This window comes from Streptomyces sp. 150FB (genome assembly GCF_000818195.1).
Classification (GTDB): Bacteria; Actinomycetota; Actinomycetes; order Streptomycetales; family Streptomycetaceae; genus Streptomyces.
Map to the genome: position 1 here is coordinate 3,031,725 of NZ_JTHL01000001.1, position 11,351 is coordinate 3,043,075.

General features: G+C 69.4%; 9 protein-coding genes and 2 pseudogenes. 3 read left to right on the plus strand and 8 right to left on the minus strand.

Going from position 1 to position 11,351, the window contains the following annotated elements:
- Positions 1-61 precede the first annotated feature (61 nt).
- The 3 genes from QR77_RS12870 to clpS all read right to left on the minus strand — a co-directional run bounded on the left by QR77_RS12870 (position 62) and on the right by clpS (position 2,471).
- The gene (locus QR77_RS12870) at positions 62-1,369 is read right to left on the minus strand and encodes an amino acid permease (protein ID WP_236711102.1); all 1,308 of its coding nucleotides are present in this window, start codon (positions 1,367-1,369) and stop codon (positions 62-64) included.
- A 212-nt stretch (positions 1,370-1,581) separates the two neighbouring features.
- Positions 1,582-2,166 (minus strand): DUF2017 domain-containing protein, encoded by a 585-nt coding sequence (locus QR77_RS12875; RefSeq protein ID WP_040021788.1) that lies wholly within the window; start codon positions 2,164-2,166, stop codon positions 1,582-1,584.
- Entirely contained in the window at positions 2,166-2,471 is a 306-nt protein-coding gene (gene clpS / locus QR77_RS12880) for an ATP-dependent Clp protease adapter ClpS (RefSeq protein WP_040021790.1), read from the minus strand. The genes QR77_RS12875 and clpS overlap by 1 nt, the downstream gene beginning before the upstream one ends.
- Positions 2,472-2,627: 156 nt before the next feature.
- Here clpS and QR77_RS12885 point away from each other — a divergent pair, with 156 nt between their 5' ends.
- The gene (locus QR77_RS12885) at positions 2,628-3,956 is read left to right on the plus strand and encodes a nicotinate phosphoribosyltransferase (RefSeq protein WP_040021792.1); all 1,329 of its coding nucleotides are present in this window, start codon (positions 2,628-2,630) and stop codon (positions 3,954-3,956) included.
- A gap of 241 nt (positions 3,957-4,197) precedes the next feature.
- A pseudogene (locus tag QR77_RS12890) lies at positions 4,198-4,779 on the plus strand (isochorismatase family protein); the annotation flags it as partial.
- Positions 4,780-4,970: 191 nt separating this feature from the next.
- Here QR77_RS12890 and QR77_RS12895 read toward each other — a convergent pair.
- From QR77_RS12895 to QR77_RS12905, 3 genes and pseudogenes are all read right to left on the minus strand, one after another.
- On the minus strand, positions 4,971-5,444 hold the full coding sequence (locus QR77_RS12895; protein ID WP_040027811.1) for a carboxymuconolactone decarboxylase family protein: 474 nt from the start codon (positions 5,442-5,444) through the stop codon (positions 4,971-4,973).
- 306 nt (positions 5,445-5,750) lie between these two features.
- Positions 5,751-6,062, minus strand: a pseudogene (locus tag QR77_RS12900) (hypothetical protein); the annotation flags it as partial.
- A gap of 124 nt (positions 6,063-6,186) precedes the next feature.
- Entirely contained in the window at positions 6,187-8,598 is a 2,412-nt protein-coding gene (locus tag QR77_RS12905) for an immune inhibitor A domain-containing protein (RefSeq protein ID WP_107068923.1), read from the minus strand.
- Positions 8,599-9,033: 435 nt separating this feature from the next.
- On the opposite strand from QR77_RS12905, the gene QR77_RS12910 reads away from it, so the two are divergent.
- Positions 9,034-9,351, plus strand: a complete 318-nt coding sequence (locus tag QR77_RS12910; RefSeq protein WP_040021796.1) for a hypothetical protein — start codon at positions 9,034-9,036, stop codon at positions 9,349-9,351.
- Positions 9,352-9,355: 4 nt separating this feature from the next.
- On the opposite strand, the gene QR77_RS49980 is transcribed toward QR77_RS12910, so the two are convergent.
- On the minus strand, positions 9,356-9,826 hold the full coding sequence (locus tag QR77_RS49980) for an RDD family protein (protein WP_347359778.1): 471 nt from the start codon (positions 9,824-9,826) through the stop codon (positions 9,356-9,358).
- Positions 9,827-10,249: 423 nt separating this feature from the next.
- Positions 10,250-11,351: RDD family protein (locus QR77_RS12920; RefSeq protein WP_040021800.1), on the minus strand; the 1,102-nt coding region annotated here is incomplete at its 5' end.

Consider the following 11,351-nt stretch of genomic DNA (forward strand, 5'->3'; position numbering starts at 1 on the left):
CCCCCGGCGACAACCGCAACCCACGGCCGCGCACCACAACCGCGTCAGCGAAACTGACCGTTTACGCCGATACCGGTCGCTTTACCTGTTGCCAACCCAGCGTCAGCGCCGTCGCCCAGATTGCCCATACGTACAGGCTCACCCTTGTCTGCGGGTCCAGTGCGATCAGGACTGTGACCAGGAGCAGGAACGCCATCGCGATCCAACTGCACACCGAGCCTCCGGGCGCCGGGAACGAGGATGCTCTCAGGCGGCCCGCCACTACCGCTCGGCGGTATTGGATGTGGCTGGCCAGGATCGTCATCCAGGTCCAGATGCCCGCCGTGGTGGCCACCGAGGTGACGTAGGCGAACGCCTTTTCGGGGACGAAGTAGTTGAGGACCACGCCGGTGCCCATGAGGGTGGCTGAGACGAGGATGCCGAGCGCCGGGGTTTTGCGGGAGTTGAGGCGGCCGAAGGCCGCTGGGGCTTCTTTGTTGGTGGCCAGGCCTCTGAGCATGCGGCCCGTGGAGTACATGCCCGAGTTGCAGGAGGAGAGCGCGGCGGTGAGGACGACGAAGTTGACGATGCCGGCCGCCAGGGGGATGCCCATCTTCTGGAAGGCGTAGACGAACGGGCTGGTGCCCGCGGAGAATTCGGTCCATTTCACCACTGCGAGGATCACCGTGAGCGCGCCCACGTAGAAGATGACGATGCGCCAGGGCAGTGTGTTGATGGCCTTGGGGAGGGTCTTCTTGGGGTTGGTGGACTCGCCCGCTGTGACGCCGACCAGTTCGACGGCCACGTAGGCGAACATCACGCCCTGGAGGGTCATCAGGCTGGAGCCGATGCCCCGGGGGAAGAAGCCGTCGTGGGCCCAGAGGTTGGCGGGGGTGGCGGTGGGGCCCGCGGCTGAGAAGCCGAGGGTGAGGACGCCCAGGCCGATGACGATCATGCCGATGATGGCGGTGACCTTGACCATCGAGAACCAGAACTCGACCTCGCCGAAGATCTTGACCGAGATCAGGTTGATGCCGAAGAGGGCGACGAGGAAGACCAGGGCGCTGAACCACTGCGGGACGGCGGGGAACCAGAAGTGGATGTAGATCGCGGCGGCCGTCAGTTCGGCCATGCCGGTGACGACCCAGTTCAGCCAGTACGTCCAGCCGGTGGCGTAGCCGAAGAACGGGCCGAGGAATTCGCGGGCGTAGTCGGCGAAGGAGCCGGCGACCGGGCGGTAGAGGAGCAGTTCGCCGAGGGCGCGCATGATGAAGAAGATGACGACGCCGGCGAGGGCGTACATGAGGATGATGCTCGGTCCTGCTTTGGCGATGTTCGCCCCGGCGCCCATGAAGAGGCCGACGCCGATCGCGCCGCCGATCGCGATCATCTGGATCTGGCGGCTGCCGAGCCCGCGCTCGTAGCCCTCCTCGGGCGGTTTGATCCCGGCCTTGCTGTCAAAGGCTCCGTCGTCCGCCGGGTGCTGCCCGACCCGTGGGGAGGTCATGCTCGTACGCCCTTTCGCCGATCCCCCCGGGACATCGCGGGCCCACATGTATCACGGGGAACGGCCAGGTCCGGGGGTTCGGCGCGGGGGTCCTGTCAGGGCGTCAGGGTTTCGACCAGGGACTCCTGGAGCGCGCCCAGCCAGAGGTACGCCATCACCATCGGCTTGCGGGGGTCGGAGTCCGGCAGGCGGTAGAGTTCGCCGCTTTCGTCCTCGTCGGCGACGTCGAGGCGGGTGCCGATGGTCAGGCGCAGGTCGTTGAGCGCGCCGAGCCAGTGGCGGGCGTCGTCGGGGGTGAGTTCGAGGACGGCGCCGCCTTTGTCCGCGGCGGAGAGCCGGTCGAGGCTCCGGACGACGGCGACGCCGTCCTCGCGCTTGCGGCTGCGCAGGTCGTTCTCCGTGAAGCGCCTGAACTCCGAGGAGTAGTCGCGCAGTTCCTCGTCGTCGCTGTCGCCGTAGGCGTTCGGGAAGAGCCGGGCGAGGGCGGGGTCGGCGGGTGGTTCGGTGGGGCCGTCGGAGGGGAAGAGCGCGGCGAGCGGGTCCTCGCCCTTGGCCGGCTCGTCGGCGGGGCCGATGAGTTCCAGGAGTTGTACGGCGAGGGAGCGGAGGATGGAGATCTCGACCTCGTCGAGCGCGACGGCGGCGCCGCCGCCGGGGACGGCCTCGAACTGCCCGGCCATCAGTCGCGGTCCTGCGTGAGTGTCGCCCACAGCCCGAAGCCGTGCATCGCCTGCACGTCGCGTTCCATCTCCTCGCGGCTGCCGCTGGAGACGACGGCGCGGCCCTTGTGATGGACGTCGAGCATCAGTTTGTTCGCCTTGTCCTTCGAATAGCCGAAGTAGGTCTGGAAGACGTACGCCACGTAGCTCATGAGGTTGACCGGGTCGTTGTGCACGATCGTGAGCCAGGGGACGTCGGGCTCCGGGACGAGATACGTCTCCTCGGCCGATTCGGGGCGTTCGACTTCAGTCGGAGCAACACTCACGGTTCGGGACGACCTTCTTCTCTACCGGGGCCCGGGGCTGTGTACGCCGCGTTTTCACAGCTTCACAGGACCATGCTGCCACCCGTGGGGCCCCGTCGCACAAACGGACCCCTAGAAATCGTCACTCTGACGAGTATTGGGGGTAGCATCTTTCATATGAACACTCCGGACCTTGGGCTCCCGGTGGACGTGCCGTCGACCGCGCTCTTCACCGACCAGTACGAGCTGACCATGCTCCAGGCGGCACTTCAGGCCGGCACGGCCGATCGCCGCTGCGTCTTCGAGGCCTTCACCCGGCGGCTGCCCGAGGGGCGCCGATACGGAGTTGTCGCGGGCACCGGGCGCGTACTGGACGCCGTGGAGAACTTCCGGTTCGACGCCGACGTGCTGGGCTTCCTCAGGGAGCAGTCCGTCGTGGACGAGGCGACGCTCGCCTGGCTCGCCTCGTACCGCTTCAGCGGGGACATCTGGGGGTATCCGGAGGGCGAGGTGTACTTCCCCGGCTCGCCGATCCTGCGCGTCGAGGGCAGCTTCGCCGAGTGCGTCCTGCTGGAGACCGTGATTCTCTCCATCCTCAACCACGACTCGGCCATCGCGGCCGCGGCATCCCGGATGTCGGCGGCGGCGGGCGGGCGCGGGCTGATGGAGATGGGCGCGCGGCGTACCCACGAGCTGGCGGCGGTCGCCGCCTCGCGCGCCGCGTACGTCGGGGGCTTCGACACGACCTCCGACCTGGCCGCCGGATTCCGTTACGGCATCCCCACGGTGGGCACGAGCGCGCACGCCTTCACCCTGCTGCACGACACCGAGCGCGACGCCTTCCGGGCGCAGATCGACTCGCTCGGCCGGGGTACGACGCTGCTGATCGACACGTACGACGTGGCCGAGGCCGTGAAGACGGCGGTGGAGGTCGCGGGGCCGGATCTGGGCGCCGTCCGGATCGACTCGGGTGACCTGCTGCTGGTCGCGCACCGGGTGCGCCAGCAGCTCGACGAGCTGGGCGCCGTCAACACCAGGATCATCGTCACCTCCGACCTGGACGAGTACGCCATCGCCTCGCTGGCGGCGGCGCCGGTCGACGCGTACGGCGTGGGTACGCAGCTCGTCACCGGCAGCGGTCACCCGACCTGCTCGATGGTCTACAAGGTCGTCGCCCGCGCGCAGTCCGCCGATCCGAAGGCGCCGCTGCAGCCGGTGGCGAAGAAGGCGCTCGGCGGGAAGACGTCGGTCGGCGGCCGCAAGTGGGCGGCGCGGCGGCTCGACGCGAGCGGACACGCGGAGGCCGAGGTGATCGGTACCGGCGCCGTACCGCCCGAACTGCTGGACCGGCAGCTCCTGGTGGAGCTGGTCAAGGGCGGCGAGGTGGTGGCGCGCGAGCCGCTGGAAGCCGTACGGGACCGGCACATCGCCGCCCGCGCCGGACTGCCGATGTCGGCGATCCAGCTCTCGCGGGGAGAACCGGTCATCCCGACCGAGTACATCTGAGCGATCCACATCTGAAGACGGGCCGGGCGCGCCCCGGTGACCTGTGGGGGGGCCGGCCCCCGGGTGAGCATGTCCGGCGCGCATGAACGCGGGGCGCCCGGGAATGCATCCACAGCACCCCATAGCTGTCAAATACCCCCTCTCGTAAGGTGGTTGATCCCATCTACACGCGAAACCACAACAAATCCCCCGACTACCGCTCCACCGAGTCGTCAGCCGCTCTTTTCGAAGGGGTCCCGCCATGTATCGCGCATTGATCGTCGTCGACGTTCAGAACGATTTCTGCGAGGGCGGCAGCCTCGCGGTGTCGGGTGGCGCCGATGTCGCCGCCGCGATCACCGAGCAGATAGGCCACTCGGCCGGCGAGTACCGCCATGTCGTCGCCACCCGCGACCACCACATCGACCCCGGCGACCACTTCGCGAGACCGCCGGCCGTCCCCGACTACGTCCACACCTGGCCGGTGCACTGCGCCGCCGGTACGGAGGGCGCGGGCTTCCACCCGAACTTCGCGCCGGCCGTCGCTTCGGGCGCGATCGACGCCGTCTTCGACAAGGGTGGGTACTCCGGGGCGTACAGCGGCTTCGAGGGCCTCGACGAGAACGGCGTCGGGCTCGGCGACTGGCTGCGGCAGCACGGGATCACCGACGTCCGCGTGGTCGGTCTCGCGACGGACCACTGCGTACGGGCGACGGCGCTGGACGCGGCCCGTGAGGGATTTGTCACAGAGGTGGCGCTCGACCTGACGGCGGGTGTCGCCGTGGAGACGACGGCCGCCGCGCTGGAGGAGATGCGCGCGGCGGGCGTCGAGCTGACCGGCAAGGTGCCGCCGCCCTTCCCGGCGGCCGGTGCCGCCCCCACCCTCCGGGCGCCCCGCAGGGCGGGCGACGGCACGGCGCCCTCGTCACCGTCCTCCACCGACAGGGGCTAACGAGCCCGCCCGCTGCCGGGTGCCGGACCGGGGCGTATCGGGTGTCACGCCCCGGGTCCGGACCGCTGCTCCTCGTGACCGGGTTATCCGAACTGGCCGACCTGGTAGTCGCCGGCGGGCTGCCGGACCATGACGTTCACGCGGTTGAAGACGTTGATCAGGCCGATGAGCGAGACGAGGATGCCGAGCTGCTCCTCGTCGTAGTGCTTGGCGGCGTTCGCCCAGGCCTCGTCCGAGACGCCGCCGGCCGCGTCGGCGATGCGCGTGCCCTGTTCGGTCAGCTCCAGGGCGGCGCGCTCGGCCTCGGTGAAGACCGTGGCCTCCCGCCAGGCCGCGATCAGGTTGAGACGCGCCGAGGTCTCCCCGGCGTGGGCGGCCTCCTTGGTGTGCATGTCGGTGCAGAAGCCGCAGCCGTTGATCTGGCTGGCGCGGATCTCCACCAGTGCCTGCGTCTCGGCCGGCAGCGCCGACTTCGAGACGATCCTGCCCGCCGAGGCGATGTGGCCCAGGATCTTGGCCACGTCCTGGTTGCCGAAGAGGTTCAAACGGGCGTCCATGGTGAGCTCCCCTGCCGTGCTGTCGCTGGTGTCGTTGCCGTTGGTCACACAGCACTGACGGAACAGCTCGGCGGGATGTGACAGGCGCGAAATGTGACGTACGTCGCCCAGGACGCTCCCGGCACGCCGGGCCTCCCCCGGGAGCCCGGGACCGCTCGGGCCTACCTGGGGCCTACGTCGGACCTACCTCGGGCCGACGGGTCTGACCCGCAGCCCCGACCAGGAGCTCTGGCCCGGAGGCCTTGCGAGGCCCGGTGTACGCCCGGCAGAGCGCGTCCCGGGTGCCCACGGCGCCCCGGCTCCACCGGCGGGACTCCGGGGCCGCAGCAGCGTCCGTATCGGCTGCCACAGCTCCTCCACACACTCCGGTGTGGTCCGCCAGAGCAGACCGTCCGGGTGGTGCAGGACAGCCGTCACCTCGTCCGGTGTCGGCGGCTCCGCGTTGCCGCGGAGATAGACCGCCCGCAGCCCCAGATTCCGCAGCCTGGTCAGGGCGCGGGCCCGGTTCGCGGCGAGGACCAGGACGCGGACCGTACCGCCCTCGGTCGCCGGTCTCGGCAGGGTCACAGCGACCACCACCTTGCCGTTCGGGAGCTTGCTGAAGCCTCCACCTGCCATGTCGTTCATCTCCCCCGTGAGACGTCGTGTCAATAAGAGAATCGTAGGACGCACTCAAACACGATCGGCCGCCGCCCGCTAGAGGGCGACGGCCGATTCCGCGCTGACCTGCGATAATGTGCGATTACTTGGCGGCGGGACCCACCTTGACCGTCAGCGTCGAGCCGTCGATCGGCTGGTCGGCGATGCTGATCCTGGTGTGGGTGTCAGTTACCTTGACGCTGCCGCCGGGGTTGCCGGCGTCCCAGTAGACGCCCTTGTGATCATCGAAGGCGGCCGCGCCGAGCTGCGGCTTGACGCGCGTCGGGACGTCCGCGTTGTGCAGCGTGAACGACGGCGTCGGCCACAGGCTGAACGCCGAGTCGAACGCCTGGATCCTGTTGCGCATCACGGTGCCGTCCGCCCACTTCAGCGGCTTGGCGTGGGCGTCGACCGGCAGGATCAGACCCTGGCCCGGGTGGACGCTCGTGTTGTTGTCCTTCTGCGAGGTGTCCCAGAGCCAGACGAGCATGCCGTTCTGGTACGGGTAGTGCTCGACCCACGCGTCCTTCGGCTCCGTGAAGCCGAAGTTGTAGGGGCCGGTCTTGAGCGTCGTGTCGTAACTGACGTACTGCCGGTTCTCGACGATGTAGTACTGCGCGTAGTCCTTGGTGAAGGACTCACCGATGCGCGAGAAGCCCTTCGCGGTCCAACCCGCGTCGTCCACCTCGGCGTTGTCGGTGAAGAGCGGGGCGCCGTCGGCGTTCACGCTGATGGTGTCGGCGGCGAAGCCCCTGCCGCCCGCGCCGCCGTCCGTCTGGTAGCGGAAGCGGATGTCGACCTTCTTGCCCGCGTACGCGTCCAGCGAGTACGAAAGCGTCTTGTACGCACCGGAGTCGCCGGTCAGCGCCGGCTTGTCGCTGCCGTCACGCGGGACGGGAGCGCCGTCCACCGTGCCGTCCACCGGCGTCCAGTTGGAGCCGTCGGTCGACACCTCCGCGTACAGGTAGTCGTAACCGGTCTCGATCTCCCACCAGGCCTGGAGGTCGAGCGACGCCTTCGACTTGCCGGTCAGGTCGACGGAACGGGTCAGTGTGTTCTTGAGGTTGTCGCCCATCCCGCTCCACCACTGCTGGGAGCCCTCGGCGGGCTTCACCACAGTCGTGGTCTGTTCCTTGGCGGGCAGGTCGACGACGAGTGCCTGCGGGTTCTTGGTGTTGTACTCCGAAACGCCCAGCTTGGCGGTCGACTTGGTGCCCGCCTTGGCCGTGTCGTAGTTCAGCCAGCCCAGTTGCAGCTTGTCCCAGGCGGTCATGTCGCCCGGCAGGTCGCCGATCGCGTTCTTGCCGGTGCCGAGCCAGGAGCCCGAGGACATCAAGTCCCAGAAGGACGTGGAGTTCTCGCCGCCCGCGGTGTCGTAGTTGTCGGGCAGGCCCAGGTCGTGACCGTACTCATGGGCGTAGACACCCAGGCCGCCGTTCTCCGGCTGCATCGTGTAGTCGCCGACCCAGATGCCGGTGTTCCCGATCTGCGTGCCGCCGGACTTGTTGTCGGCGGGACCCGTACTGCCGGTGTCCGTGCCGTACGCGTACCAGCGGTGCGCCCACAGGGCGTTCTCGCCCTCGACGCCGCCGCCGGCCGACTCGTCCTCGCCCGCGTGCACGAGCTGGAAGTGGTCGATGTAGCCGTCGGGCTCGTTGAAGTTGCCGTCACCGTCGTAGTCGTAGCGGTCCCACTGGTCGTACGCGGAGAGGTCCGCCTTGATCTCGGCGTCGGTCTTGCCGGCCGCCTTCTGATCGGCGGCCCAGGCGGTGACGCCGTCGCGGACGGTGTCCCAGACGTTGACGCAGTTGGTGTCGCCGCAGTAGTTCGAGCCGTAACGGGCCTCGTTGTAGGGGACCTTGACCCAGGCGCTGACCTCACCGTCGACCGAGTAGCGCCCGGAGGACGCCTTCTCGTAGTAGGTCTTCAGCGAGTTGGTCTGCTGGCCCTTCTTGTCCTTGCCCTCACCGAAGTAGAGGTCCTGGAAGTGCTGCTGGTTGTAATCAGCCTGCCAGTCCGTGGAGTTGTCGACCTTGCGGTCGGGCTCCGCTATCTCGTTGTGCTGCGGGCCCGGTGTGCCGCCGTACTCCTTGACCGGCGGCTTGGGTCCGGTGGGGCCGTCCGGGTCGTACATCGTGGTGTCGTCGACCTGGTCGCCGAACTCCACGAGGATGGTGAAGATCTTGTCGGTCTTCTCCCGGTCCAGCTCGACGTACTTCTTGTTGCCGAGCTTCACCACCTGGGAGCCGCCGTGCTTCTCCATCTTGGCCTTGCCGGAGACGACCTGCTCCAGCGCCGCCTTGCGCTCAGCGGCCTGCTTCTTGCTGAACGGGCCGTCCAGGTCATGGTCGACCTGGCCCTTCTCGGGCGCCGGATCGCGGCGCTCGACGACCGGATGGCCGGACGTGTGGTTGTCCTCGGCCTGGGCCGATGTGAAGGCGGAGGCCGTCGCGGCGGTCGCGGCAAGGGCCACGAGCACCGCGGACACTCTCTTCGCCCGTCGATTTCTGATCACTTGATGCTGTCCTTCCCCCGCGCTCGCCGTCCGCGGAACCGGGGGTATGGGGATCCACGCGCGTTGCGCGACATAAGTGGCGCTATTTGACCGGAGTTGAAGAAGAAAAGACAGTCTTGACTTGTACATAGCAATTGCATTATGAAGCGGCCGATTCCGGTTCCCCGGAGGCCGGTCCGGACCTCGATCCGCGCTGATCCGGTGACCGATCCGGCCACTCGCCCGCCCGCCGACCGGCGCACCGAACGGCTGTCCGGAGGGGGCGCGTGACTCGATGCGCCCCCTGTGCACCGGCACCGTGGGTTAGGCCACGCTTACTACCGGTGCGGCCCGGGCATCCCCCGTCGTAGGGTCGCTCGGAGCGACCTGCGTGCGAGATACGCGAGACACCCGATATCGACACCGGTACAGATGTTCCGAGGGACGGAATCCGCCATGCCGCGTCCGACTGCCGCACAGTTCGCCTACGGTTCCGCCACGGTCGTCTGTTCGACCCTCGTGATGCTGCTGCTCTCGGGCACCACCGCCGGCCTCGGGATCGCCGTGATCGGTATAGCGGCGCTCGCGCTGGGCCTGCTGGTCGCCGTGACCGTGTCGATGCCACGCAGGACGAAGGCGGGACGGCGAAGGACACCGGATACGAAGCCGGGGACCACCGCCTCCATGGGGGCTCCGGAGTCGGCCCGGCTGCCGGGACAGCGCCCGCACACGGCCACCGAAACCCGGGTCGGCCAGCCCTCGCTGCGCCGCTGACGGATCACCGGCGGGCCGTGACCACGACCGTTCTCGCCGCTTTGTCGTGCCATCCCTGTTTGTACGGGCGGCTGACCAGGATCGTCACGGCGATGACGAGCCACCAGACGCAGTAGCAGACCAGCAGCGCGGGCACCCACAGGACGGCGGCGCGCACCAGGGAGGCGTTCGTCGGGGGTACGGCGCCGTTGTTCAGCATCCCGACGCGCAGACCCAGCCAGCGCTTGCCGAGCGTCTGACCGTTCTTACTGATCATCACGGTGTCGTATCCGACGTACGCGACAAGCGAGATGAGCGTCCAGCCCCACTGCCATCCCGTATTCACCTGATCGGGGAAGCCGTTCCACTCGTCGTTGCTGTCCGACATCCGGAAGCCGCCGAAGATCAGGGAGATGATCACCAGCGGGATGAAAACGACCACCGCGTCGATCACCCGCGCCAGCAGCCGTCTGGCGAAGGTCGGGAGCGGCGGCATTCCGGCGAGGGGGTCCGTACCGCCGCCGTAGGGGTCGCCTCCGTAGGCGTTCGGATCGTACGGCGGGGCGGGCGGCGGATTGCCGCGGCCGTCGCCGTACGGAGAGCCTGGGCCCGAGCCGGGACCAGGGCCGGCACCAGGGCCGGGATCTGAGCCGGGACCAGAACCGGATCCAGGGCCGGGATCCGAGCCGGGTCCCTGGCCGGGGGCCCCGCTGGAGCCGTTCACGGGGTCCTGCAAGGGTTCGCCCGGCCCTCGCGGCCTCTTGCGGAAGGGGTCGTCGTCCTCCGGAGGCGGCTGCCCCGGCGGCGGCTGATCGTTACTCATGGGGGCAGTGCACCGCGCCGGACAGGGGGCCGCAACGGATCGCCCGCCGTTCGGCGGAACGCCCCGGCCCCGGTACGTCCGGCGGGCCCGGGAGCGTCAGCCGGCCACGAACGTACGCGCCACCTTGTCGTGCCAGCACTGCCGCCAGGGCTTGTCGATCAGGCACCACAGCACATTGACGACACCCACGACGAGCACCCCGAGCACGCTGTAGAGCAGCCAGCGGCGGAGCGCCGCGCCGATGGACGGCGACTGGCCGGACTCGATGTCCCGCACTTCGAGCCCGCAGATCTTCTTGCCGAGCGTGCGGCCCCACTTGGCGGTGGGCAGCGCCTCGTACAGCGCACCGGCGATCAGCAACGCGGCGAGTACGGCGCCGAGACAGCCGGCGCTCGTCGAGTCGAGCAGCCAGACGGTGACCGTCCTGCCACTCTGCTCGGCCGCGTCGATCTTGCCGTCGATATGGGTCCTGACCTTGGAGATCAGCGGCAGGGCCGCGGCGCCGACGATCGCGCCGAGGACGACCGTGTCGATCAGCCGGGCGGCGAACCGCTTGCCGAGGGCGGCGGGCCTCGCCGACGTCTGGGCCTCGGCCATCGCGAGGAACGGGTCGTTGGCCGGGGGCTTCCACGGCACGACGGGCTGGTCCGGCGCGTCGTTCCGGTCCTGCCCGAAGGGGCGTTCCCGCTGTACGGGCTGCTGGGCCCATGGCGTCGGGCCGGGGCCCGGGCCGACGGCGGGGGCCGGGCGGTGGGGCTGCTGGAACTGCTGCGGCTGCTGGGGTTGTTGCGGCTGCTGTGTCTGCCCGGGGATCTGCTGCGGCGGGGTGGGCGCGGGCCTGGCGGGCCCCGGGGCGCCCGTACGGGTGGGGCTCGACTGGGAGCGGATCGCGAGCGTGCCGTCGGGCTGTGCCGTACGGTCCGCGCTCTCGGCGCCGCTGTCGTCGTCCTTGGCGCGGCGCGCCGCGCGCAGGGCGCGGATGGTCACGGTGCTGTCGACGGGCGGCTGCGGTGTCCCGGCGCCGGGGGCCCCGGGGCCGCCAAGGGCCCGGCCGGCGTCCGGGCGGTCCGTACCTGATCCCAGACCCGACCCGATTCCCTCGCCACGGCCGGGGGTGACGCCCCGTCGCATGGCGCGGATGGCGATGGTGCCGTCCGTCGGCGGCTGCCCGTCGCCGGTCCCCGGTCCGGGGCCGAGC